The following is a 23,538-nucleotide window of genomic DNA, read 5'->3' as shown; positions in this document are numbered from 1 at the left end:
ATGCAGCCCACAGTGGCACCGCCGGTGGCGGGACCAAGGTCGCTTGTCCTAGAGCAACGGCCGCGCGTAGCGTCCCCGGTAGCGGTTACGACGTCACGTAGTACGGCGTGGTGACCTTCCGTACTGGTACGCGGCTCCCAGCCCGGAGTCGCGGCTACGCGATTCGAGGCGCGATGAACGCACTGGATGTCTCCCGGTGGCAGTTCGGTATCACCACCGTCTACCACTTCATATTGGTTCCGCTGACGATCGGGCTCGCCCCGATGATCGCGGTGATGCAGTCGGTGTGGCATGTCACCGGCAACGAGCAGTGGCTGCGGGCCACCAAGTTCTTCGGGAAGCTGTTCCTCATCAACTTCGCGCTCGGTGTCGCCACCGGCATCGTGCAGGAGTTCCAGTTCGGCATGAACTGGAGCGAATACAGCCGTTTCGTCGCCGACGTGTTCGGCGCGCCGCTGGCCCTCGAGGGTCTCATCGCATTCTTCCTCGAATCGACGTTCATCGGGCTGTGGATCTTCGGTTGGGACCGCCTGCCACGACGCGTGCACCTGGCCACCATCTGGCTGGCGGCGATCGGCGTGAACGCGTCGGCGTATTTCATCATCGCGGCGAACTCGTTCATGCAGCATCCGGTCGGTGTCGCCTGGGACGACACCCGCAACCGCCCGGCGATGAACAACTTCTGGGCCGTGATCACCAACAACACCACCCTGGCCGCCTTCCCACACGTCGTGGCGGGTGCCTTCCTCACCGCGGGCACGTTTGTCGCCGCGATCGGATGCTGGTGGATGGCACGCAACATGTACCGCGCCAAGAAGCTGCGGGAGGCCATCGAGACCGGTGACGCCTCGGGCATGCCCAAGACCAGCTCGCCGAGTCACATCGACGCCACGCCCGAAGATCTCGAACGCGACGCCCGCCAGTTGTGGCGCCCGGTGACCCGGTTCGCACTGTGGGTGACCATCGTCGCGGGTATCGCGGTGATCATCACCGGCGACCTGCAGGCCCAGATCATGTTCAAGCAGCAGCCGATGAAGATGGCCGCCGCGGAGTCGCTGTGCAACACCGCGGACAATCCGGGCTTCTCGATATTGTCGGTCGGCCGGCAGAACAACTGCGAGAACATCGATCACGTGGTCGAGGTTCCCGGCATGCTGTCGTTCCTGGCCACCCACCGCTTCGGTGAGACGCTGCAAGGCGTCAACCAACTGCAACAGCAGTACCAGGAAGCGCTGAACATGCCGAACCAGAACTTCGCGCCCAACCTGTTCGTGACCTACTGGGGCTTCCGCGCCATGATCACCTGGGCGCTGGGTTCGGTCATCGTCGCCCTCGGCGGGCTGTGGCTGACCCGGAAGAAGAAGGTGGTGGAATCGAGGCGCTTCGGCACTTTCGCGCTGTGGATGATCCCGACGCCGTTCCTGGCGAACTCGTCGGGCTGGATCTTCACCGAGATGGGCCGCCAGCCGTGGGTGGTGGCACCCAACTGGCAGGACAACCTCGATCCGCTCCGGATTCACATGCTGGTGCAGGACGGCGTCTCCAATCACACCGCCCCGGTGGTGTGGGTGACCCTGATCGGCTTCACCGTGCTCTACGGCGCACTCGGCGTCGTCTGGTTCCTGCTGCAGCGCCGCTACGTGATCGAGGGGCCGAGCGCCTACGACGCAACACCCCCATCGGAGCCGACGGATTCCGATGAGCCCAAGCAACTTTCGTTCGCTTACTGAGGAGTGGACCGATGGGACTTCAAGAATTCTGGTTTCTGATCATCGCGGTTCTCTTCGTCGGGTACTTCGTGCTCGAGGGATTCGACTTCGGGGTGGGCATGCTGATGCCGTTCCTCGGGTCGAGCCACACCGGCGGCGACGAGAAGGTGGGCAAGCACGAGGACGCCGCCGACCCCGACAAGCGACGTCGCGTGCTGCTCAACACGATCGGCCCGGTGTGGGACGGCAACGAGGTATGGCTGCTCACCGCCGGCGGTGCGTTGTTCGCCGCGTTCGGCGGGTGGTACGCCACGATGTTCACCGCCTTCTACCTGCCGCTGTTCCTGATCCTGGTCGGACTGATCACCCGTGTCGTGTCGATCGAGTGGCGCGGCAAGATCAACGACCCGAAATGGCGCACCTGGTGTGACATCGGCATCGGACTGGGGTCGTGGATTCCCGCGATCCTGTGGGGTGTGGCGTTCGCCAACGTGATCCGCGGCATCCCCATCGACGCCAATGCGCAGTACACGGGCGGCTTCTTCAACCTGCTGAACCCCTACGCGCTACTCGGCGGGCTGACCACGCTGCTGGTCTTCCTCACCCATGGTGCGGTGTTCCTCGCGCTCAAGACCGGTGGGGTGCTGCAGCAGGACGCGATGGTCTACGCCAAGCGTCTGGCGATCCCGACCCTGGTGGTGGCCGCGGCGTTCCTGCTGTGGACGCAATTCGCCTACGGCAACGGATGGACCTGGATTCCGGTGCTGATCGCCGCAGTGGCCGCCGTGGGAATGGCGGCCGCCACCCAGGTGGGCCGCGAGGGTATCGCGTTCCTGTGCACGTCGATCGCCATCGCCGGCACGGTCGCGACGCTGTTCGCGGTGCTGTACCCGAACGTGCTGCCGTCGAGCACCAACCCCGCCTACAACCTCACCATCGACAACACGTCGTCGAGCCACTACACGCTCACGGTGATGACCTGGGCCGCGGTGCTCGTCACGCCGGTGGTGATCTGCTATCAGGCGTGGAGCTACTGGGTGTTCCGCAAGCGCATCAGCGTCGATGACATCCCCGCCCCGAGCGGCCTGTCGTCGCTGAAGGTCGACGCGGAGTGACGGACACGGCGCCGACCGACCGGGCCGACCGGGCGGTCGGCGCCGTCGCGTCCGGATCAGGTCCGGGCGACGCCCCGGCCCAGCGCCGTGGGCGACCACCGCTGGACCCGCGGCTGCTGCGTTATTCGCCGACCACCCGCATCTACGTGGTGGTCACGGCGCTGCTCGCCGCGGTCACCGTCGGCGCGGTGATCGTCGCCGCCGCGATGACCGCGTCGATCCTCTCCGAATTGATCACCGACCCGTCCCGGCGCTCCGTCGCGGCGCAGGCCACCCACCTGTGGGTGCTCGGCGCGGCGCTGCTGGTGCGGGTGGCCACGAGCTTCGCGCACGACCGCTACGCGCATCGTGCGTCGGCGGCGACGATCGCCGAGTTGCGGTCGCGGGCGCTGGCGGTGCTCACCGACCCGGAACGTACACCGCCCCGAGACCTGTTGCGGCGCCGCGAACATGCCACCACGGTGCTGTTGCGCGGCCTCGACGCGCTGCGACCCTATCTGTCCGGGTATGTGCCCGCGCTCATCGTCACGGTGCTGGTGACGCCGACGGTGGTGCTGGTCATCGGACTGACCGACTGGCCGTCGGCGGTGATCATCCTGGTGACCCTGCCGCTGATCCCGCTGTTCATGATCCTGATCGGGCTGATGACCCGCGACCGCACCACCCGCAAGCTGGAAACGATGAGCAGGCTCACCGCGCAGCTGCTCGACCTCGTCACCGGCCTGCCCACGCTGCGCGCACTCAACCGCGCCAAGGCGCCCGCCGCGCGGGTGGCCGAACTCGGTGCCGCCCACAAACGCAGCACCATGTCGGCGCTACGGGTGGCGTTCCTGTCCGGTGGGGTGCTCGAACTGCTCTCGACGCTGTGCGTGGCGCTCGTCGCGGTCGGCATCGGTCTGCGTCTGGTGTACGGCGAGATGAGTTTGTACGCAGGCGTTCTCGCGCTCATCCTGGCCCCCGAGGCCTACCTGCCGTTACGGCAGGTAGGCGCGCAGTTCCACAACTCCAGCGACGGGGTGACCGCCTCGGAGCAGGTGCTCGACCTCATCGAGTCCGGTGACGCACCGGTCGCATCCACCGCGGGCCGCACCCGCACCTGTTCGGTGGCCGGTGAGCCGATCGGCCTCCTCGACGTCGGGGTGCACGGACGCGACGGCTGGGCGCCCTATGCGCTCACCGCGACGGCGCGGCCCGGCGAACTGACCGTCTTCACCGGACCTAACGGCTCGGGCAAGTCGACCACGCTGGCCGCGATCCTCGGTCTGCTCACCCCCGACGACGGCTCGGTGCTCGTGGGTTCGATCCCGGTGACCGAACTCGAACCCACCGCCTACTTCGAGCAGGTGGCATGGCTGCCGCAGCAGCCGGTGGTGGTGCCCGGCACCGTGGCCGACAATCTGTCGCTGTTCGGAGTGCTCGGCGAGGACGCACTGCGACGTGCCGCTGCCGCAACGGGTTTCGACGACGTGCTGGCCACGCTGCCGGATGGGCGCGAGACCGTGCTGGGGGCAGGCGGGGTGGGGCTCTCGGCCGGGCAGCGTCAGCGACTGGCGCTCACCCGGGTGCTGGCCTCGCCGGCGCCGCTGCTGCTACTCGACGAGCCCACCGCCCACCTCGACGCGGGGTCGGAGACGGCGCTGCTGGCCGCTCTCGCTGACCGTGCCCGGGCGGGTGACACCGTGATCGTGGTGGCCCACCGCGACATCGCCCGCGACTTCGCCGACGCGGTGATCGAGTTCCCGGAGGTGATCGGTGTCGGCTGAACCGAAGGCCCCCAAGTCCCTGGAGGACCCGCTGCTCCGCGCGCTGCGCTTCCTCGGTCTGCGCGGATGGCCGGTGGCCAAGTCGCTGTTGCTCGGTGTGGCGGGCGCATTGTCGGCGCTCGGGCTGGCCGCATTGTCGGCGTGGCTGATCACCCGGGCCTGGCAGATGCCGCCGGTGCTCTTCCTGTCGGTGGCCATCACCGCGGTGCGCGCGCTGGGTATCTCCCGCGGGTTGTTCCGCTACCTGGAACGACTCGCCACGCACGACCTCGCGCTCGGTGCGATGGCCACCGCGCGCGAAAAGCTCTATCTCGCACTGGCATCCGGTTCGCCTGCATATTCGGTGACGCTGCGTCGAGGCGATCTGCTCACCCGCACCGGCGACGACATCGACGAGATCGGCAACGCGCTGATCCGCGGACTGATCCCCATCGGGGTGGGACTGACCACGTCGGCGGCCGCCGTTGCGATCATGGCGCTCGTCTCCGGCTGGGCGGCGATCGTGCTGGCCGTCGCATTGATCGTCAGCGGTGTCATCGCACCCTGGCTGGCCGCCCGCGGATCGGCCCGCGCCATCGCCGACGGCGCGCAGGCGTCGGCACGCTCGGCCGAGGCCACGTCGACGGCGCTGTGGCACGCTTCCGAACTCGTCGTGGCGCGTCGACGCACGTCGGTCCTCGATGAGGCGCGCCGGGCCGACCGCGACGCCATCGCCGCCGCCGACCGTGGCGTGCGCACCGAATCGCTGGCCGCCGCGGCCACCCCGCTCTCATTGGGCGCCTCGCTGATCGCGGCCTGCCTCATCGGAATTCATCTGGCGTCGGCGGTACCCGGGTCGCTGGCGTCGGTGGCCAGCGGTGAAGGACTCACCCCGATGATTCTCGGCGTGCTGATCCTGCTGCCGCTGTCGGCGTTCGAATCGACCGCACCGCTCACCGAGGCGGGCATCCAACTCGAGCGCAGCAGGCAGAGTGCCGCCCGGGTGATGGCGCTCGTCGACGGCGCGCACGATGGGGCCGACGAGCCGGGGACGGACACCACGATCGACGTACCCGTGCACGACGGCCCGGTGCAGATGCGGCTCGACGCACTGCGCTGGGGCTGGCCCGCCGACGGCACTGTGGTCCCACCGGTGCTCGGTCCCGAGGGCGGGGTGTCGGCCATCCTCGAACCGGGCGCCCGGATCGGGGTGATCGGGCCGAGCGGGATCGGGAAGTCGACACTGCTGCTCACCCTCGCCGGACTGCTGGCGCCCCGCGCGGGCGCGGTCGAGTGCGTCGACACCGATGCGGCGCCGGTCGAACTGCGTTCGGCAGCATGCTATTTCGCTGAGGAAGCCCACATCTTCTCCACCTCGGTGGGGGAGAACCTGCGAGTGGCCCGCGGCGATGTCACCGACGCGGAGATGCGCGCTGCACTCGCCGACGTGGGTCTCGCGGACTGGCTCGACGCGCTGCCCGACGGCCTCGACACGGTGCTGACCGGCGGCGCCGAGGCCATCAGCGGTGGGCAGCGCCGTCGGTTGCTGCTGGCGCGAGCGTTGCTGCACCGCGCGCCGGTGGTGCTGCTCGACGAACCCACCGAACACCTCGACGTCGCCGACGCGGAAGCCCTGATGCGACGCATGCTGACCACCGACGGCGGCATGTTCGGCCGCGACCGCATCGTGGTGGTGGTGACTCATCAACTGCCGCAGGAGCTTCGCCGGAGTCCCCGAGGTGTCACCGTCATCGACCTCGAACCCGCCCCCGCCGCCGGTTGAGCGTCCCCGCTCGCTGGTTGTGCGTGCCCGCCGCTGGTTGAGCGTCCCGACCGCTGGTTGAGCCTGTCGAAACCACCCTCGCCCGCTGGTTGTGCGCCCCCGCCCGCTGGTTGAGCCTGTCGAAACCCCCCGCCGGCATAAATGCGTTGCCGGGTCCCGACAGCGGGCGTACGTTCGTCGGTACACGAGAGAGGAGGTGGTCTGAAGTTGTATGACATACGGACACGTGAGGTGACCATCCGCTGACGCGGACCGCCTGAAAGCACTCGGCCCGTTCGCCTCGGTGAATACCAGGTGGCCACCCGACCCCCGCATCCGACCGTCCGGTCGACGCGCCCGACGCACTCGGGTGATGCGGGGGTCGTTCCGTGTCCGGGGCGCCGGGTGAGTATGCGCGTCCACCCGGGCGCCGTCACCGCCTCAGATGGGGTAGTGCACTACGCATGCCCTTGTCGTCCCTAAGTAATGGAATGGGAACACAGGAATCCAACAGGAGGTTCGGTGATGAGGACCATGACAATGGTGACCCAACGCAGTCGACGGCTGGGGGCCGGCCAGGCCGCGGTGATCCGATCGCGCTTCCTGGCCCCGGGTGATCGGGAATGGACCAACGACGGTGCGGCGAACTGGGTGATCGGTCATGTCTGTGGACTCGCCTACAGTCGCCTCGGCGCACATGACGGTGACACCGGACATCTGGTGCTGCACAACGACAGTGACAGCGACCTCGCGGTGCTGTCGGTGCCGGGCACGGCGGGCACCGAGGGCACCAGGTTCACCTACGTCCCGCGCGGGAGCGCCCGGATTCTCCCGGAGACCGAGTTGCATATCGTCCAGGCCGAACGCCTCAACGGCCACCCGGTCCTGATCGGCGAGATCATCGACGACGACCCGCTGCCCGTGCAATTCCTCTTCGACGGACCCGCGCCAACCCTGCGATGCCGAGACGTGCGCGCGTGCTGACCGGGTGCGCTTATCCGACGTGGCGACGCAGCTTTGCCGAAAGTCGGGGGATGAGGTCGCCGTCGGGGTCCACACGCTCCTCGACGTAGGCGAGGTCGCCGTCGGGCACGATGCCGTAGAGGCGCTTGGCGTTACCCGCATGCCGCGCGGTCTCCGACCGCACCACGGCATCGGTGGTGAGGTTCCACGACGTCTGGTTCAGCGGGCGTCCGTAGAACAACTCCACCCAGCCCTCGGCGTGGGCGAGCAGAAGTTCGATGGAATCGTCCTCGGTGATGCGCCAGTAGCCGGTCTCCCGCAGGTCGGGCCGGACGAACTTGGCGTCCTCGTCGATCACCCACGACCGCGATTCCCAGTTCAGGAAGTCCTGGCCGTCGTGGCTGACCACGATCTGCTGGGCGAAGTGATAGTCCTCGCCGGTCTCCGGATTGTTGGCCTCGCCCTCGCCGCGCCATACCCCCACCAGGGGTAGCAGCGCCAGCAGGCCGGGGTGCAGGTCGGCACCACGACGGAGGTTGGCGGTGTCGGCAGGCAGCGGGAGGTCGTCCCACGAAGGGACGTTGCGCTCGCGGCTGCCGCTCTCGGCGGCGCGTGCCTCGGCCTGACTGATCGCCTCGTCACCAGAACGGCGCGGCTGACCTCCGGGGAAGGCGTCGTCGGACACGTTCTCCTCGGGGGAGGTCACGACTCGTCGGTCACCAGTCGATAGAGCACGTACACGGCGAACCAGGTGATCAGGATCGCCGCCAGGACCAGCAGGATTTCGAAGAAGAGGACCACACCCGGATTCTACAACCAGCACGTCCGGGTTCTCCGGGTGAGGTGGAGATGCACGACGCCGCGACGGGGATCAGATCTTGATTGTTGTCACGACAACCATTAATGTTGTCTCGACAACAACCCGAGGAGCTCGTCATGTACCGATTTCTTGCCGACGCCATCATCGAGGCCCCCCGCGACGCGGTATGGAAGGTGTGGACCGACGTCGATGCGTTTCCCGAGTGGGGCCCCAGAGAGCAACGTGCGGCGCTGACCGGCGCGTTCGCGGTGGGCAGCACGATCGATTCGAAGCAGAAGGGCAACCCTGGCGGAACCGCCACCATCACCGAGGTGAGCGCGCCGGCGCGGTGGGTGGCATCGAGTCCGCTGCCCGGCGGCGAACTACGGATCGAGCACGATCTCGAGGAACGCGGAGACGCGACCTTCGTGCGTAAGACCTACACGGTCACCGGACCCCTGCAAGTGCTGTTCCGGCTGTGGTGGGGGCCCCGGGTGATTGCGGCGATGCCCGCCACCTTCGACGCCCTCGAGCGGCGCGCCCACGACGTGTCGGGCACGCGATGAGCCAAACCCCGGTCGGGCCGTCGCCTTCCGGTCCGCGTGGACCGCGGGCGAGTGCGGGTTTCTGGTTGCACCACGCCGCGCTGGCGTGGCGGGCGGCCGTCGATGCCGCGCTGCGCGACGCCGGCCTCACCATGACCCAGTTCACGATCCTCGCATCGGCCAATTTCCTTGCGGCGCAGAGTGAATCGCCAACCCAGCAGGACGTCGCCGACATGGCGGGCGCGGATCGGATGATGACGTCGAAGGTGTTGCGCACGCTCGAGGGGCGGCACCTGGTGCGCCGCGAACCCGCCCCGGGTGATGCGCGGTCGAACCGGATCGTCGTCACCCCGGCCGGATCCGAACTGGTGCACCGCTCGGTGCGAACGGTCGCCGAGGTGGACGCACGCTTCTTCGGGTCCGATCGCGACGACATGCGGGGGCGGCTACGTGAACTCACCGAACGAGCCCGCGTCCCCGACGACCGAGGCCCGGTCACCCACACGGGGTGACCGGGCCTCGGGGACTCGGTGAGTCGGCGTTATCGCGCGCGGCTCACTTCGCGACGGCGATGTCCTGATCGTGCACGCCGGGGCCTTCCGGGCTGACGGTCTGCTCGCCGTTGCCGACTGAGCTGAGCGCGCGCAGCGTCCAGGTGCCCGGTGCGGCGAAGAAGCGGAAATCGCCGGTGGGGCTGGCAACGACCTCGGCGGTGAACTCGCCGGTCGAATCGAGCAGACGCACGAAGGCGCCGGCCACGGGGTTACCGGAGCCGTCAGTGACCTGTCCGGTCAGGACGGTCTCCTTCTCCACGTCGACGCCCGCGGGCAGTTTCTGTCCCTGTTTGGGTGCAGCACACATGATTACTTTCCTTCTCCCAGCTCGACCGGCACGCCGACCAGCGAACCGTATTCGGTCCAGCTGCCGTCGTAGTTCTTGACGTTCTTGTGGCCCAGCAGCTCCTGGAGCACGAACCAGGTGTGGCTCGAACGCTCACCGATGCGGCAGTAGGCGATGGTCTCCTTCTCGCCGTCGAGACCGGCGTCGGCGTAGATCGCGGTGAGCTCGTCGTCGGAGCGGAAGGTGCCGTCCTCGTTGGCGGCCTTGCTCCACGGCACGTTGATGGCGCCGGGGATGTGGCCGGGACGCTGGCTCTGCTCCTGGGGCAGGTGGGCGGGGGCCAGGATCTTGCCGGAGAATTCGTCGGGGCTGCGCACGTCCACCAGGTTCTTCACGCCGATGGCGTCGACCACCTCGTCGCGGAATGCGCGGATCGAGACGTCGGGGTCGGCGGCCTTGTACTCGGTGGCCGGGCGGGTGACGGCGTCGGTCGACAGCGGGCGACCGTCGAGCTCCCACTTCTTGCGTCCGCCGTCGAGCAGCTTGACGTCCTGGTGGCCGTAGAGCTTGAAGTACCAGTACGCGTAGGCGGCGAACCAGTTGTTGTTGCCGCCGTAGAGGACGACGGTGTCGTCGTTGGCGATGCCGCGCTCGGAGAGCAGCTTGGAGAACTGCTCGCGGTCGACGAAGTCGCGGCGGACCGGATCCTGCAGGTCGGTCTTCCAGTCGAGCTTGACGGCGCCTTCGATGTGGCCGCCGTCATAAGCGCTGGTGTCCTCGTCGACCTCGACGAACACCACCTTGTCGGTGTGCAGATTCTGCTCAGCCCAATCGGCGCTGACCAGGACGTCGGAACGTGCCATTTTTCTCGGATTCCTTCCGGAGATTTTCTCGGTGGGGGATGGATGAAGTGCCGACACGGCATGGCCGAACACTTCGGCAGGTGATGGCGGCAGGGGCATCATCGTGCGAGATCTCGCAGGCAGCGTCCGTGGACGCACAATCCGCACCGGCCGTCATCGAGGTGAACGTGCCGGTACCGGCGACACTCACCCCTCTAGAGACAGCAACAGTCGACGACGCGACAGAAGTCGATCGCCCGTCGGCGGGTGAGCATGAACTCACGGCGCGGTTGCATGACCCGAGGGTACAACAGGGCCACCCACACCCCAATCGGGGTGCCGGGTTGCGGTCAGAACGAGTCGGGACGCAGTGTGCGCGGTCCGGTGTCGGCGACCAGCAGCACATCACTGCCCTCGCTGTGCGCTCCGGTCGGCGTCACACCCCAGGGCAGCGGGATCGGCGGCAGGGTGATCGAGAAACGACGCAGCACCGCGGTGCGCAGCGCGTCGTCGCCGCCGGAGACCGCGGGGTCGGTCACGTGCTCCTCCGGGCCGGTGTAGAAGCCGGTGGCCTCCAGATGTAGCCGTCCGTCGCGTACCGACAGGTCGACGTCGACGCTGACCTTGGCGGTGGCGCCGGGATATGCCGCCGCCGACGGGGTGTCGGCGGGAGTCGGGTAACCGGTCACCGGAGGGGCCGGCGTCGGCGGCAGGGGGACGGTACCGGTGAGCAGCACCCCGGACGAGCGCCGCAGCAGGCCGTCCTGCGGCCCTCCTGCCCCCGCCTTCCCGGTGGGTGCCGGGGTGTTCACGGTGAGATCGAGGATGCCCAGGAAACGTCCGAGGTTGACCGAATCGAGGCGGGTGTAGGCCTGCAGCGACGCGGTGCGCAGTTCATCGGTGGCGCCGATCGACCAGCCGTCGGCAACCTCGAACGGTCCGAGCGTCGCCCCCAGTTCGGCGGTGCAGCCGCCGTGGATGTCGCAGCCGGCCACCGAGACGCCGCGTGCGGTGATCACCGCGCCGGGGAAGCTGCCGTCGGCGGCGTGCCGGACATAGGGGAAACCGCGTAGCGTGACCTCCGGATCGAATCTCACCCGCGGCGAGGATTGCAGCGAGCGCGAGAAGCGGTACTCGCCGCCGGCCGCGGCGGCGAAGTCGGCGACGACCGCGGTGACGACGATCACGAGGACCCCCGCGACGGCGACGATGAGACCGCGCCGAACCCGGCGGGAGGGGCGGGCGTCGGCGTCCGCATTCGCCTCTACGCCCTCGGGCGCTGCCTTGTTAACAGCAGAACGCGACATTGGCGCTATTCTGTCATCTATCGCGCACACAACGGTAAGCCGACGTAAACAAAGACGTTCGTCGTCGAGCGCGATGACGACCGGGCGCGGAGGGCGAGTGTCCCGGCGGTACGAGTTCGGGGTGGGACAACGAGATCGGAGTGGTACGTGGATCTCTTACTATTGACAGCCGATCCCAATCCGGAGTCGGTGTTGCCGTCCCTGTCGCTGCTCGCGCACACGGTCCGGGTGGCACCGACGGAGGTGTCGTCGCTGATGGAGGCCGGAAACGCCGACGTCGCGCTCGTCGACGCACGAACCGATCTGGCCGCCGCCCGCGGGCTGTGCCGACTGCTGGGGAGCACCGGATCGTCGGTGCCGGTGGCCGCGGTGCTGACCGAGGGGGGCCTGGTCGCGGTGAACGCGGACTGGGGATTGGACGAGTTCCTCCTACCTGCCACGGGGCCCGCGGAACTCGACGCGAGGTTGCGTCTGCTGGTGGTGCGCACCCGCGGGGTGACCGCCGAGGAGTCCTCGGGCAAGGTGACGCTCGGTGAGCTGATCATCGACGAGGGCACCTACACAGCGCGTCTGCGGGGGCGGCCGCTCGACCTCACCTATAAGGAATTCGAGCTGCTCAAGTACCTGGCGCAGAACGCCGGCCGGGTGTTCACCCGCGCCCAGTTGCTCCAGGAGGTGTGGGGCTACGACTTCTTCGGTGGCACGCGCACGGTGGACGTGCATGTTCGTCGGCTGCGGGCCAAACTCGGCAGTGAGCACGAATCCCTGATCGGTACGGTTCGCAACGTCGGCTACAAGGCGGTCCGTCCCACCCGAGGGCGTGGCGGCGGCGCCGACAGCGGGCTCGACGAGCTGCCGGCCACCGATGCCGTAGACGTCGTGGGGGGACCGTCCGGCGACGCGTTCGACGACGCCGACGTGGTCGAGGAGATCCGTGCCGGCGGAAGCTGACGCCGCCCCCGACTCCCCGTCGGTGGTGACGCGGCTCGATGCCGACACGAGACGCCTCGCACATCGCCTGGTGGAGCAGGCGACGATTGCCGACGGGGTGTCGCCGCTGTCCGAACAGGCATTGCTGGCCATCGACTCCGATGACACCGACGTCCGTCATGTCGCCTCCGCGGTCGGCTACGCCAACATCACGGCCGGGCGCGACGGTGAACCGGCGATGATCGAGGCGGTCGTCGACCCTGCGCACCGCCGCCGCGGACACGGACGCCGACTTCTCGATACCGCCTTCGCCGCCGCGCACGATCTCGGGGGTGCCCAGCAACTCCCGCCGCGCGCCTGGGCCCACGGCGATCTGCCGGGTGCAGCGGCACTGGCTGCGGCGATGGGATTGAGTCCGGTGCGTGAGCTGCTGCAGTTGCGCCGCCCGCTCTCGCCCGGCACATCGGTCCCGCTCGAGCCGCTCGTCACCGACCCGTCGATCCGGTTGCGCACGTACTCCGGTCCGGCCGACGACGCGGAGATCCTGCGGGTGAACAACGCCGCGTTCGCCTGGCACCCCGAGCAGGGCGGCTGGACCGACGCACAGATCCGGGAGCGTGTCGAGAGCGACTGGTTCGATCCCGCGGGCCTGTTCCTGGCGTTCGACGCCGCCGAGGGGTCGAGGTTGCTCGGATTCCACTGGACCAAACGACAGGATGCCGATCTCGGTGAGGTCTACATCGTCGGTGTCGACCCGCAGGCCCAAGGCCGTGGACTCGGTCGCATGCTGACCCTGGCCGGACTGCATTATCTGGCCGAGCAGGGCATCGGCACGGTGATGCTGTACGTCGAAGGGGACAACGCCGCGGCGCTGCACACCTACGAAAGGCTGGGATTCACCCGGTACGCGGTCGACGTCGCCTACGGCTGAGCCACCGTCGACATGACGACGATGTCCAATTCATCTTCCGTTCACCTTTGATGCCCGAGGCGTCCACCAGCGAACTTTAGGGTCGGATCGACCGGGCGTCACCCGAGGGGGGAACGCCGTGTTCTGATGCTGTGGAGGAACTTGAAGTGAAATTGAGTCGTACAGGTGCTGTTCTCGCCACCATGGCGGCCAGCTCCGCCCTCGTTCTCGGCGCTTGTAGTAGCAACGCGGACAAGGGAACCACCAGCGCTGCACCGGCGTCGGCCGTCACCGACATCAAGTGCGAGGGCAAGCAGTCGCTCAAGGCCAGCGGTTCCACCGCGCAGGCCAACGCGATGAAGATCTTCTCCACCTCGTTCGCCAAGACCTGCCCCGGCTTCGAATTGGCCTATGGTGGCGGCGGTTCGGGCCAGGGTGTGTCCGACTTCATCCAGGGCCTCACCGATTTCGGCGGGTCCGACTCGCCGCTGAAGGGTGACGAGATCTCCAGAGCCGCGCAGCGGTGTGGCTCCGAAGCCTGGCAGCTGCCGCTCGTGTTCGGCCCGATCGCGGTGGCCTACAACGTCGACGGCGTGAGCAACCTGGCGCTGTCGGGTGCCACGCTGTCCAAGATCTTCAGCGGCGAGGCCAAGACCTGGAACGATCCGGCGATCGCCGCGGACAACCCCGGTGTCACCCTCCCGTCGACTCCGATCAACGTGATCTACCGCGCCGACCAGTCCGGCACCACCGACAACTTCCAGAAGTACCTGACGGCAGCCGGCGGATGGACCAAGGGTGCAGGCAAGACCTTCAACGGCGGTGTCGGTGAGGGCAAGCAGGGCAACCCGGGCGTTGGGTCGGCGGTCAAGCCGACGCCGGGTTCGATCGCGTACGTCGAGTGGGCTTACGCACAGTCCAACGGGCTGTCGATGGTGAAGATCATCACCGATCAGGACAAGCAGGGTGTGGAGCTGACCGCCGAGTCCGGCGGCAAGACCATCGAGTCGGCCACACTCAAGAACGGCCCCGACAACCACAACATGGTCATCGACACCGAGTCGTTCTACAAGCCCGCCGAATCGGGCGCGTACCCCATCATGCTGGCAACATATTCCATCGTGTGCTCCAAGTATTCGGACACCGCGACCGGTCAGGGCGTCAAGACGTTCCTGTCGGTGGCCGCGGCCCCGCAGAACCAGGGCCAGGATCTGATCAATGCCGGCTACATTCCGCTGCCCAGCCAGTTCCAGCAGAAGCTGCAGGGTTCGATCGACGCAATCCAGTAGCGGGAACCACATCAACCCCGAGGCGAGATAAGAGATATGTCTGTGGATGACACCACCGGTGTCGGCCGGAACTCGGCGGAGACCCCGTCGGGTTCCGGTCCCCTGCCGGACGAACCCGACCAGCTGCCACCCGAGCAAGAGCGGGAAATCGACGAACAGATCCATCCCGGCCTGCGCAGTCACCGGGGTGCGACAGGCGACCGCGTCTTCTCCTATCTCGCCCGGGGTACCGGGTTCTTCGTGATCGTGCTGATCGCGGGGATCGGCGTCTCGCTGGTCGTCGACGCCATCCCGTCGATCGCGGCCAACAACGCCAATTTCCTCTTCTCCTCGGAGTGGAATGTCGGCCGGAGCAACTTCGACGACGGCACGGTCCGATTCGGCGTGTGGGAACTGTTCCGCGCCACCGTGCTCACCTCGTTCTTCGCGCTGGTCATCGCCACCCCGATCGCGATCGGCATCGCGGTGTTCCTGGTCGAGTACGCGCCACGACAGGTCTCGCGGCCGCTCGGCGCGGTCATCGACCTGCTGGCGGCGGTGCCCTCGATCATCTTCGGTCTGTGGGGCATCTACGTCCTCGCGCCGTTCATCGCCCCGTTCGCCGTGTGGCTCAATGACACCTTCGGCTGGTTTTTCCTCTTGAGCTCCGGCAGCACATCGGTCGCGGGTGGCGGCACGATCTTCACCGCGGGTATCGTGCTGGCGATCATGATGCTGCCGATCATCACCTCGATCACCCGTGAGGTGCTGCGGCAGACACCGAGTGGCCAGAAAGAGGCCGCACAGGCCCTCGGCGCCACCAAGTGGGAGGTCATCCGGATGACCTCGTTCCCCTACGGCCGCTCCGGCATCATCGCAGCCGCGATGCTGGCGCTGGGCCGAGCGCTCGGCGAGACGATCGCGGTGATGATCATCCTGAGCGCGGCCGTCGGACGCCTGAAGTGGTCGCTGTTCGAGGGTGGCGACACCTTCGCCTCCAAGATCGCCCGTGACGTCGGCGAGTTCGTGGGCAGCAGAGACACGCAGAGCGCCTACATCGCGGCCGGCCTGGTGCTGTTCCTGCTCACATTCGTGGTCAATGCGATCGCCCGCGCGGTTGCCGGCGGAAAGGTGAACGGATGACCGTCACAGTGGAGGAGGCCGCCGGCGGCGGTCCCGTCAAATCCTCGCCCTCGGCGTTCCGGGAGATCTCGTTCAGCCGGAAGTTCCGGAACAACATCGCCCGGGGTGTCTTCATCGCCTGTTTCGTCGCCGGTGTGATCCCGCTGGTCTGGCTGCTGTGGACGGTCATCTCGCAGGGCGTCGGCGCGATCACCGACCCCAACTGGTGGTTCGGCGACGCCTACGGGATCGACACCACCACCCAGTACGGTGCCGGTGTGGCGCCGGCGATCGTCGGCTCGATCATCCAGGCGCTGATCGCCGCGATCATCTCGGTGCCCATCGCCGTGCTCACCGCCATCATGCTCGTCGAGTACCCGACCTCCAAGCTGGTCAAGCCGGTCAGCTTCATGGTCGACATCCTCGCCGGGGTGCCGTCGATCGTCGCCACCCTGTTCATCTTCACCGTGTTCGTGATCGGACTGTCGATGGGGCAGAGCGCCTTCATGGTGAGCCTCGCCCTGATCCTGCTGATGATCCCGATCGTGGTGCGCTCCACCGAGGAGATGCTCAAACTCGTCCCCGACGAACTCCGTGAGGCGTCGTACGCGCTGGGTATCCCGAAGTGGAAGACCATCATGCGCATCGTGGTGCCCACCGCCCTGTCGGGCATGCTGTCGGGCATCTTCCTGGCCATCGCCCGCATCATGGGTGAGACCGCCCCGGTGCTGATCCTCGCCGGCCCGGCGAGCTCGCTGGTGAAGACCAATCCGTTCGAGGGTGGCATGAACTCGCTGCCGCTGTTCATCAAGGACATGTGGTCGGCCAGCCAGCCCGCCTCGTCGTTCTACTACTGGGGCGCCGCGCTCACCCTGATCATCATCATCGCCGTGCTCAACGCGATCGCCGCGCTGCTGGCGAAGTACCTGGCCCCCAAGACCAAATAGAACAGCGAAGGTAGACAGACCATGGCCAAGCGCCTCGACATCAAAGATCTGAACATCTACTACGGCAAGTTCCATGCCGTGAAGGACGTGACGCTGTCGGTGCCGCCGCGCAGTATCACCGCCTTCATCGGTCCCTCGGGCTGCGGCAAGTCGACCGTGCTGCGCACGCTCAACCGCATGCACGAGGAGGTGCCGGGCGCTTACGCGGTGGGCAGTGTGCTCCTCGACGGCGAGGATCTCTACGCCAAGGACGTCAACCCGACCGCCGTGCGCACCACCATCGGCATGGTGTTCCAGCGCCCCAATCCGTTCCCCACCATGTCGATTCGCGACAACGTGGTGGCCGGTCTCAAACTGCAGGGCGTGCGCAACAAGACACAGCTCAACGAGGTGTGTGAGCGCAGCCTGAAGGGCGCGAACCTGTGGGACGAGGTCAAGGACCGCCTCGACAAGCCGGGCGGAGGTCTTTCCGGCGGCCAGCAGCAGCGCTTGTGCATCGCGCGCGCGATCGCGGTGTCGCCGGACGTGTTGCTGATGGACGAGCCGTGTTCGGCGCTCGATCCGATCTCCACGCTGGCGATCGAGGATCTGATGGGTGAGCTCAAGAAGGACTACACCATCGTCATCGTCACCCACAACATGCAGCAGGCCGCCCGCGTGAGCGATCAGACCGCCTTCTTCAACCTCGAAGCGGTGGGGCAGCCGGGACAGTTGGTGGAGATCAACGACACCGAGACCATCTTCTCCAAACCCACCAAGCGTGAGACCGAGGACTACGTGTCCGGCCGCTTCGGCTGAGAGACCGATCGAATACGACGACCCGCGACGTCCGACGTCGCGGGTCGTCGTGTTCTGCGAGTCGTTGTGTTCTGGGGGCCGTCGTGTTCTGCGGGGGTGGGTCACATGTTGATCAGCAAGATGACCAGCAACGCCAGCAGTGAGGCGATCACTCCCGCGTAAACGAGGTATTGCCGGCTGTGTGGAGCATGGACCGGCTCGTCCGGTTCCGCATTGAAGTCCGGTTCCGCCGGATAGTGCACGCCCATGGTTGACCACCATAAACAACCGCGACCCGCCTGCGCACATCCGTGCGCGTGCGGGCCGCGGCGAACCGACCGAAGGCGTCGGTCAGGAAGCGTCCTGGAACTCCTCGGGGGTCTGGCCGGTCGCCTGGAACACCACACGCCGCCCGATGAGAACGGCGTGGTCGGCGAACCGCTCGTAGTAGCGGCCGAGGAGGGTCACGTCGACGGCCGCGGCAACTCCATGTTTCCAGTCACGGTCCATCAGCACGGTGAACAGGTGCCGGTGCAGGTCGTCCATCGCATCGTCGTCGTCCTGCAGCCGCGCTGCGGCCTCGGGGTCCTGGCTGGCAAGCACCTCGCGGGCATTCTCGGCCAGTTGCACCGCGAGCCGACCCATCTCGGCGAAATAGCCGTTGACCTCTTCGGGCAGCGCCTTGGCCGGGTGACGGCGCCGGGCCACCTTGGCAACGTGGAGGGCGAGAGCGCCCATGCGGTCGACGTCGGCGACGATCTGGAATCCGCTGACCACTCCGCGCAGATCGCCGGCGACCGGCGCCTGCAGCGCGAGAAGGGCGAACGCCTGCTCCTCGGCACGAGCGGTCAGTTCGCTCATCCGGTCATTCTCCGACAGCACCTCCTCGGCGATGGCGAGGTCGGCTTGCAGGAGAGCCTGGGTGGCGCGGTCCATGGAGGATCCGGCGAGTTCACACATTTCCCCGAGCACAGAGTTCAGCTCATGGAGCTGCTCTTGATAGGCAGTACGCATAGGACAAGATTACTTGGGGTGGGCAAGGTCACTGACCGCTGCACGGTGAACTCCCCGTGAACGAGTGGTTCGGGCGACCCAGTCGGCGCCCATCCGGCCCGGACGAGCGGACGCCAGGGTCACGAGCAGGTGGTGTCGCCCGCGTTCGTCACGGCGAGGTCATTGGGGAGATTGCTCGAATTGTTCGCGGGCGGCAACTGCTCGGCCGACAGCGTGGTGCCGGTGGCGGGGGCGGTACCGACCGACCCGGAGAACTCCGAGCCCAGGATCACTTCGACACCCGATTTGACGGTGCGGTCGCTCTGGATGGTCGCCCCCGGGAACATCGCGGCCAGTGTTGCCGCCGAGTCCTGCTCGCCCGGCCCGTAGCGGACGACGGTGTCCGATCGGTTCTCCGAGGCGTCGGCGACGCCGCGGACGTCGAAGCCCTGCGCGACGAGTTGGTCGGACACCTCGGCGGCCTGACCGCCTCTGCCGGTCCCGTTGAGCACCCGCACGCCCACGTTGCCCGGATTCTGCGCGGTCGCCGACACCTTGCTCGGGTTCGCGGGGGCCGTGGTCTGGTCACCTGCCGCCGAGGTCTGCTTGCTGGTGGACGAGGACGCCTTCTTCTTGGCGGCCTCACCGGGCAGCGGCTGGTCGTCGATGATGGCGTTGAAGATCGCGTTGATGTCGTCGGTGCGGGGTATCTCGTTGTTGCTGCCGTCGGTGGCGGTGCCCGACGTGGGGATGGTCAGGAAGGTGACGCGTCCCGCTTCGATGCCCTGCATGGAGTCGGCGAGCTTCAGCAGCGACTGGGTGTCGACGCCGTCGACGTAGCTGTACTCGATGAAGGTGTTGACGATGCTGTTGAGCTTGGCCGGGTTGGACAGCACATTGCCCGACAGGGTGGAACGCAGCAGCGACGACATGAACAACTGCTGGCGTTTGATGCGGCCGTAGTCGCCGTTGCCCTCGGTGGAGATCGTGCGGGCGCGCACGTAGTTCAGGGCACGTCGGCCGGTGAGCTTCTGTTTGCCCGGCTTGGACAGGATCTGCCCGAGTTCGTAGTCGTAGAGCGGGGTGGTGGAACACACCTCGACGCCGCCGACCGCGCGGACGACCTTCTCGAAGCCGTAGAAGTCCATGCCGATGAAGTGGTTGATGTTCAGGCCACTCATCTCGGTGATGACCTTCACCAGGCACTTCGGGCCGCCGTCGGCGTAGACGCTGTTCAGTTTCACGCCCTGGGCGGCGGGCAGGGTGCCGCTGTAGGTGCCGGTGGTGTTGTCCCACTGCTCGCAGTCGGGCCGGTCGACCTGCAGGTCCCGGGGGAACGACACGGCCACCACGCGGCTGCGGTTGGCGGGAATGTTGACCAGGATGACCGTGTCCGACCGGGCTCCGTCGGCGTCGGCGGTGGTACCCGCACCGACCGCGCTGTTCTTTCCGCTGCGGGTGTCGGTGCCGACGATGAGGTAGTTCTCGTCGCCGTACTGGGCGTCCTTGTTGCGAATGTTGGCGTCGTCGGGATCGACGGCGTTGATGGTCCGCCAGTTGCCGTTCACCGACTGCAGGTAGCCCCAGACGAAGCCGGTGCCGACCAGGGCGGTGACACACGCGATGGCGACCAGGACGCGGCCGGTGACGGTGGCGCTGTTCTTGAGTGACCGGTCACCATTGCGCCCGCCGACCCGGCGCGGGCGCGGCCGTGGCGCCGAGGCCAGCGATCGTGACAGATCCGGGGTGGGTTCGAGGGGCGGACCTCCGGCCGACGCCGCCGCGGTGGCGGGTGCTGCGGAAGTGGGCGCTGCTGCGGGGGCGGGCACTGCGGAGGCGGGCGGCGTGCCGGGCTCGACGGTGCCTGCGGGCTCGACCGTGGCGGCCGACTGTGCTGTGGCGGCCGGCGGGGGCTCCGGCGCGTGGCTCTCCTGGGCACGGGATTCCTCCCGCACGCGCTCGGTGGTGGCCGCATCGCTGAGATCGACCGCCGGTGCGGCGCCGACCGTGGGGATCTTCTGGGTGACGTCGTTCGCGTTCTCGGGTGCGGTCGGCCGTTTGGTCGGCCGGTCGGACGCGGCACCCCGGTCGCGCGACTCGGTTGCACGGTGAGACTCGGATATGCGGGGGATTGCCTCGGTGGGTGCGGAGTCGCCATCCGGCGGCGTGGCCGCGGGGGTCGCCGCGGTTTCTGCCCCGGCGTTCATCTGCTCCATCAGCTCGCGCACGGTCATCCGGTTGCGGCCGCGGACGTAGCGATCGGCGGTGTGGGGTTCACGCAGCCGGCCGTGTGCGGGCACATCGTTGGCGGGCGGGGTGCCGAACATCGCGGTGAAATCGGTGGCGGCGCCCTCGCGTCCCGCACGTCGGGACGGACGCGATCCCCCTGCGCTCGCACCGTCAGCACCAGAACCGGACGGTCGCCGGCCGGTGGAGTCGTCGTCGCCCGGCTTGCGGCCGCGCGGCTTCGGTGTCCAACGACTCACGTGTGCAGTCCTCTACCCCGGAGCATCGCAGACCACCCGTCGGGGCTCAACGGTGCGGCGCGCATCACTATATGGATCCCGCCGAGCGGGATCATTCGGTCATAGTACTGACTGCACCTGAGAACACATCTCAGCCACGTGGCGATCTCCCGGTCGGATCATCCGCCCGAGTGCATCACCTCAGCGCCCGCGGGCACCACGTCCTCGAAGGGGTCGTCGAGCCAACCGTCGGGCAACGCCACCTTGGCGGGTGTTCCCTGCCGGCCCCGAGGGCCGTGACCGTCCTCGGGGAAGGGGGTGTCGGCGGGCAGGCCGGCGACCAGTTCACGCAGTTCGGTGAGTGTGGTGACAAGCGAAAGCCGTTGTCGCAGATCCGATCCTGCGGGAAATCCGCGCAGGTACCAGGCCACGTGTTTGCGGATCTCACGCATGCCCTTGTCCTCGCCGTGGTGCGCCGCCAGCAACTCGCCGTGCCGCACAATGATCTGTGCCACCTCGCCGAGGGTCGGTGCCGCCGGAGTCGGTAGACCGCGCAACTCCGCGGCCAACTCCGCGAACAACCAGGGTCTGCCCAGGCATCCACGGCCGATGACGACGCCGTCGCAGCCGGTTTGTGCCATCATCGCCACCGCGTCGCGCGGCTCGAAGATGTCACCGTTGCCCAGGACGGGAACGTCGGTGACGTGCTCCTTGAGGCGGGCGATCTCACTCCAGTCGGCCTGGCCGGAGTAGCGCTGCGATGCCGTGCGGGCATGCAGTGCAACGGCTTTGGCCCCCTCGGCGGCGGCGATCCGGCCCGCGTCGAGGTGCGTGTGGTGGTCGTCGTCGATGCCGATGCGGAACTTCACGGTCACCGGGATGTCGGTGCCCTCGGTGGCGCGCACCGCGGCGGCGACGATGTTGCGGAACAACGTGCGCTTGTACGGGATCGCCGACCCCCCGCCCTTGCGGGTCACCTTGGGTACCGGGCAGCCGAAGTTCATGTCGATGTGGTCGGCGAGGTTCTCGTCGACGATCATCTTCGCGGCCTCGTAGGTGTAGCGCGGATCGACGGTGTAGAGCTGCATCGACCGCGGGTTCTCGTCGGGTCCGAAGGTGGTCATGTGCATGGTGACCGGATGGCGTTCCACCAGTGCCCGCGCGGTGACCATCTCGCAGACGTAGAGACCCGAGACCGTGCCGGTGCGCGCGAGTTCGAGTTCGCGGCACAGGGTGCGGAACGCGACGTTGGTGACGCCGGCCATCGGCGCGAGCACCACCGGGCTGGCGAGTTCGATCGACCCGATCCGCAGCGGGGCCTGCGACGCCGAACCGGCGCCTCCGTGGAGCTCGGGAGACGCCGGTCGGGTGGTCGGGGTGGTGACGGTGCTCAGGATGCCTGCCGCTCCCGCTTCTTGGCCTCACGGGCGAGAGCGCGGTCGCGCATCTCCTCGAAGCGCAGGGTGTCCTTCTCGAGCTGCTCGAGGAAGGTCGACAGTTCCTCGCGGGTCTGCTCGCCCTCGGGGCCGAAGTCGTCGCGGTTGAACACGTCCCACTTACGCAGCACCGGCATGATGACGTCTTCGAGGTGCTGGCGCAGGTCGTAGATGCCGTGCTTGGCCATCAGCACGCCGTGGCGGCGGAAGTTGGGCATCCCGGCGCCGGGCATCTGGAAGTTGGTCACGATGTCGGTGACCGCGCGCAACGTCTGATCCGGCGACACGTCCATACCCGCTCCGCAGATGTTGCGGTAGAAGATCATGTGCAGGTTCTCGTCGGCGGCGATGCGCTGGAGCATCTTGTCGGCGATGGGGTCGTTGCAGGCCTTGCCGGTGTTGCGGTGGCTCACGCGGGTGGCGAGCTCCTGGAACGTCACGTAGGCGACGGAGTGCAGCAATCCCATGTCGCCGCCCTTGGCCATCATCTCCTCGACGCGGTCGCCGGCGGCGGCCTCCGGCGAATAGCCGTTGGTCATGTGCACCATGCGGTCGGCCTCGAGTGCGGCGGGATCCACACCGCGGGTCACCACGAGGTAGTCGCGCATCACGATGCTGTGGCGGTTCTCCTCGGCCGTCCAGCGGCCCACCCAGTGACCCCACGCCGAATCCATCGAGAAGTTGTCGGCGATCACCCGGTGATAGGACGGCAGGTTGTCCTCGGTCAGCAGGTTGGTGATCATCGCGGCCTTGGCGACCTCGTCGAGCTGCGACTGCTCGGGGTCGTAGTCCACGCCACCGAGGGCGGCGTAGTTGCGGCCCTCGTCCCACGGGACATAGTCGTGCGGGTTCCAGTCCTTGGCGATTTTCAGGTGCCGGTTGACGTTGTCCTCGGCGACCGGTGCCAACTCCTGGAGAAGTTCGAGCTGTGTCAGTTCACGTGCCATTGATGTCCTCCGAAGTTCTCACATGTCATTCGCGGTGTATCGACCGACATGGATTGATCAGTGCTTTAGGTTACGGCACAAGCCATGCAACCCCAAGTGCTCACCTACGGTGTCGTAAC

The 23,538-nt window shown here is 67.4% G+C and carries 22 protein-coding genes; 13 read left to right on the top strand and 9 right to left on the bottom strand.

Annotation, left to right across the window (positions count from 1 at the left end; translation table 11 throughout):
- Positions 1-173: 173 nt before the first annotated feature.
- The 5 genes from ACWDTD_RS04185 to ACWDTD_RS04165 all read left to right on the top strand — a co-directional run bounded on the left by ACWDTD_RS04185 (position 174) and on the right by ACWDTD_RS04165 (position 7,312).
- Positions 174-1,730: a cytochrome ubiquinol oxidase subunit I gene (locus tag ACWDTD_RS04185; protein ID WP_449745789.1), complete on the top strand. Its 1,557-nt coding sequence runs from the start codon at positions 174-176 to the stop codon at positions 1,728-1,730.
- Positions 1,731-1,741: 11 nt separating this feature from the next.
- Complete coding sequence (gene cydB, locus ACWDTD_RS04180; RefSeq protein ID WP_449745788.1) at positions 1,742-2,824, top strand: cytochrome d ubiquinol oxidase subunit II; 1,083 nt, start codon at positions 1,742-1,744, stop codon at positions 2,822-2,824.
- A 101-nt stretch (positions 2,825-2,925) separates the two neighbouring features.
- Positions 2,926-4,587 carry a thiol reductant ABC exporter subunit CydD gene (gene cydD, locus ACWDTD_RS04175; RefSeq protein ID WP_449745937.1) on the top strand — a complete coding sequence of 554 codons (1,662 nt, stop codon included), beginning with the start codon at positions 2,926-2,928 and terminating at the stop codon, positions 4,585-4,587.
- A gap of 31 nt (positions 4,588-4,618) precedes the next feature.
- Positions 4,619-6,349 (top strand): thiol reductant ABC exporter subunit CydC, encoded by a 1,731-nt coding sequence (cydC, locus tag ACWDTD_RS04170; protein ID WP_449745936.1) that lies wholly within the window; start codon positions 4,619-4,621, stop codon positions 6,347-6,349.
- A 504-nt stretch (positions 6,350-6,853) separates the two neighbouring features.
- Positions 6,854-7,312, top strand: a complete 459-nt coding sequence (locus tag ACWDTD_RS04165; protein WP_449745787.1) for a hypothetical protein — start codon at positions 6,854-6,856, stop codon at positions 7,310-7,312.
- A 10-nt stretch (positions 7,313-7,322) separates the two neighbouring features.
- Here ACWDTD_RS04165 and ACWDTD_RS04160 read toward each other — a convergent pair whose 3' ends face one another.
- The gene (locus tag ACWDTD_RS04160) at positions 7,323-7,997 is read right to left on the bottom strand and encodes an FABP family protein (RefSeq protein WP_449745786.1); all 675 of its coding nucleotides are present in this window, start codon (positions 7,995-7,997) and stop codon (positions 7,323-7,325) included.
- 230 nt (positions 7,998-8,227) lie between these two features.
- Here ACWDTD_RS04160 and ACWDTD_RS04155 point away from each other — a divergent pair, with 230 nt between their 5' ends.
- Positions 8,228-8,656 (top strand): SRPBCC domain-containing protein, encoded by a 429-nt coding sequence (locus ACWDTD_RS04155; protein WP_449745785.1) that lies wholly within the window; start codon positions 8,228-8,230, stop codon positions 8,654-8,656.
- Complete coding sequence (locus ACWDTD_RS04150) at positions 8,653-9,147, top strand: MarR family winged helix-turn-helix transcriptional regulator (RefSeq protein WP_449745784.1); 495 nt, start codon at positions 8,653-8,655, stop codon at positions 9,145-9,147. The genes ACWDTD_RS04155 and ACWDTD_RS04150 overlap by 4 nt, the downstream gene beginning before the upstream one ends.
- A 43-nt stretch (positions 9,148-9,190) precedes the next feature.
- Here ACWDTD_RS04150 and ACWDTD_RS04145 read toward each other — a convergent pair whose 3' ends face one another.
- From ACWDTD_RS04145 to ACWDTD_RS04135, 3 genes are all read right to left on the bottom strand, one after another.
- On the bottom strand, positions 9,191-9,496 hold the full coding sequence (locus tag ACWDTD_RS04145; RefSeq protein WP_449745783.1) for a DUF1416 domain-containing protein: 306 nt from the start codon (positions 9,494-9,496) through the stop codon (positions 9,191-9,193).
- A gap of 2 nt (positions 9,497-9,498) precedes the next feature.
- Positions 9,499-10,338 (bottom strand): sulfurtransferase, encoded by an 840-nt coding sequence (locus ACWDTD_RS04140; protein WP_449745782.1) that lies wholly within the window; start codon positions 10,336-10,338, stop codon positions 9,499-9,501.
- Positions 10,339-10,667: 329 nt separating this feature from the next.
- Positions 10,668-11,624: an LmeA family phospholipid-binding protein gene (locus ACWDTD_RS04135; protein WP_449745781.1), complete on the bottom strand. Its 957-nt coding sequence runs from the start codon at positions 11,622-11,624 to the stop codon at positions 10,668-10,670.
- Between the two features lie 147 nt (positions 11,625-11,771).
- On the opposite strand from ACWDTD_RS04135, the gene ACWDTD_RS04130 reads away from it, so the two are divergent.
- The 6 genes from ACWDTD_RS04130 (at position 11,772) to pstB (ending at position 17,599) form a co-directional block, all read left to right on the top strand.
- A complete protein-coding gene (locus ACWDTD_RS04130) occupies positions 11,772-12,575 on the top strand; it encodes a winged helix-turn-helix transcriptional regulator (RefSeq protein WP_449745780.1) in 804 nt (267 codons plus the stop codon).
- 22 nt (positions 12,576-12,597) lie between these two features.
- The gene (gene mshD / locus ACWDTD_RS04125) at positions 12,598-13,485 is read left to right on the top strand and encodes a mycothiol synthase (protein WP_449745935.1); all 888 of its coding nucleotides are present in this window, start codon (positions 12,598-12,600) and stop codon (positions 13,483-13,485) included.
- 146 nt (positions 13,486-13,631) lie between these two features.
- Complete coding sequence (gene pstS, locus ACWDTD_RS04120; RefSeq protein WP_449745779.1) at positions 13,632-14,753, top strand: phosphate ABC transporter substrate-binding protein PstS; 1,122 nt, start codon at positions 13,632-13,634, stop codon at positions 14,751-14,753.
- A 36-nt stretch (positions 14,754-14,789) separates the two neighbouring features.
- Complete coding sequence (gene pstC / locus ACWDTD_RS04115; RefSeq protein WP_449745778.1) at positions 14,790-15,875, top strand: phosphate ABC transporter permease subunit PstC; 1,086 nt, start codon at positions 14,790-14,792, stop codon at positions 15,873-15,875.
- Positions 15,872-16,801 (top strand): phosphate ABC transporter permease PstA, encoded by a 930-nt coding sequence (gene pstA, locus ACWDTD_RS04110; protein WP_449745777.1) that lies wholly within the window; start codon positions 15,872-15,874, stop codon positions 16,799-16,801. The genes pstC and pstA overlap by 4 nt, the downstream gene beginning before the upstream one ends.
- Positions 16,802-16,822: 21 nt before the next feature.
- Positions 16,823-17,599 carry a phosphate ABC transporter ATP-binding protein PstB gene (gene pstB, locus ACWDTD_RS04105; protein ID WP_449745776.1) on the top strand — a complete coding sequence of 259 codons (777 nt, stop codon included), beginning with the start codon at positions 16,823-16,825 and terminating at the stop codon, positions 17,597-17,599.
- 101 nt (positions 17,600-17,700) lie between these two features.
- Here pstB and ACWDTD_RS04100 read toward each other — a convergent pair whose 3' ends face one another.
- The 5 genes from ACWDTD_RS04100 to ACWDTD_RS04080 all read right to left on the bottom strand — a co-directional run bounded on the left by ACWDTD_RS04100 (position 17,701) and on the right by ACWDTD_RS04080 (position 23,419).
- Entirely contained in the window at positions 17,701-17,847 is a 147-nt protein-coding gene (locus ACWDTD_RS04100; RefSeq protein WP_449745775.1) for a hypothetical protein, read from the bottom strand.
- An 82-nt stretch (positions 17,848-17,929) separates the two neighbouring features.
- Positions 17,930-18,592: a phosphate signaling complex protein PhoU gene (phoU, locus tag ACWDTD_RS04095; protein WP_449745774.1), complete on the bottom strand. Its 663-nt coding sequence runs from the start codon at positions 18,590-18,592 to the stop codon at positions 17,930-17,932.
- A gap of 119 nt (positions 18,593-18,711) precedes the next feature.
- Entirely contained in the window at positions 18,712-21,057 is a 2,346-nt protein-coding gene (locus ACWDTD_RS04090; protein ID WP_449745773.1) for an LCP family protein, read from the bottom strand.
- 158 nt (positions 21,058-21,215) lie between these two features.
- Positions 21,216-22,349 carry a tRNA dihydrouridine synthase DusB gene (gene dusB, locus ACWDTD_RS04085; RefSeq protein WP_449745934.1) on the bottom strand — a complete coding sequence of 378 codons (1,134 nt, stop codon included), beginning with the start codon at positions 22,347-22,349 and terminating at the stop codon, positions 21,216-21,218.
- 77 nt (positions 22,350-22,426) lie between these two features.
- Positions 22,427-23,419 carry an acyl-ACP desaturase gene (locus tag ACWDTD_RS04080; protein WP_449745772.1) on the bottom strand — a complete coding sequence of 331 codons (993 nt, stop codon included), beginning with the start codon at positions 23,417-23,419 and terminating at the stop codon, positions 22,427-22,429.
- Positions 23,420-23,538 lie beyond the last annotated feature (119 nt).

The organism is Gordonia sp. NPDC003425 (assembly GCF_053588635.1).
The sequence above is the reverse complement of the archived record's forward strand: the minus strand, read 5'-3'. Positions and strand labels throughout refer to the sequence as shown.

What these genes read in the sequence shown, in the direction of transcription:
- ACWDTD_RS04185 (WP_449745789.1), top strand. Translation starts at nt 174, where the DNA reads ATGAACGCACTGGATGTCTCCCGGTGGCAGTTCGGTATCACCACCGTC.
- cydB (WP_449745788.1), top strand. Translation starts at nt 1,742, where the DNA reads ATGGGACTTCAAGAATTCTGGTTTCTGATCATCGCGGTTCTCTTCGTC.
- ACWDTD_RS04165 (WP_449745787.1), top strand. Translation starts at nt 6,854, where the DNA reads ATGAGGACCATGACAATGGTGACCCAACGCAGTCGACGGCTGGGGGCC.
- ACWDTD_RS04155 (WP_449745785.1), top strand. Translation starts at nt 8,228, where the DNA reads ATGTACCGATTTCTTGCCGACGCCATCATCGAGGCCCCCCGCGACGCG.
- ACWDTD_RS04150 (WP_449745784.1), top strand. Translation starts at nt 8,653, where the DNA reads ATGAGCCAAACCCCGGTCGGGCCGTCGCCTTCCGGTCCGCGTGGACCG.
- ACWDTD_RS04145 (WP_449745783.1), bottom strand. Translation starts at nt 9,496, where the DNA reads ATGTGTGCTGCACCCAAACAGGGACAGAAACTGCCCGCGGGCGTCGAC.
- ACWDTD_RS04140 (WP_449745782.1), bottom strand. Translation starts at nt 10,338, where the DNA reads ATGGCACGTTCCGACGTCCTGGTCAGCGCCGATTGGGCTGAGCAGAAT.
- ACWDTD_RS04135 (WP_449745781.1), bottom strand. Translation starts at nt 11,624, where the DNA reads ATGTCGCGTTCTGCTGTTAACAAGGCAGCGCCCGAGGGCGTAGAGGCG.
- pstC (WP_449745778.1), top strand. Translation starts at nt 14,790, where the DNA reads ATGTCTGTGGATGACACCACCGGTGTCGGCCGGAACTCGGCGGAGACC.
- pstA (WP_449745777.1), top strand. Translation starts at nt 15,872, where the DNA reads ATGACCGTCACAGTGGAGGAGGCCGCCGGCGGCGGTCCCGTCAAATCC.
- pstB (WP_449745776.1), top strand. Translation starts at nt 16,823, where the DNA reads ATGGCCAAGCGCCTCGACATCAAAGATCTGAACATCTACTACGGCAAG.
- ACWDTD_RS04100 (WP_449745775.1), bottom strand. Translation starts at nt 17,847, where the DNA reads ATGGGCGTGCACTATCCGGCGGAACCGGACTTCAATGCGGAACCGGAC.
- phoU (WP_449745774.1), bottom strand. Translation starts at nt 18,592, where the DNA reads ATGCGTACTGCCTATCAAGAGCAGCTCCATGAGCTGAACTCTGTGCTC.
- ACWDTD_RS04080 (WP_449745772.1), bottom strand. Translation starts at nt 23,419, where the DNA reads ATGGCACGTGAACTGACACAGCTCGAACTTCTCCAGGAGTTGGCACCG.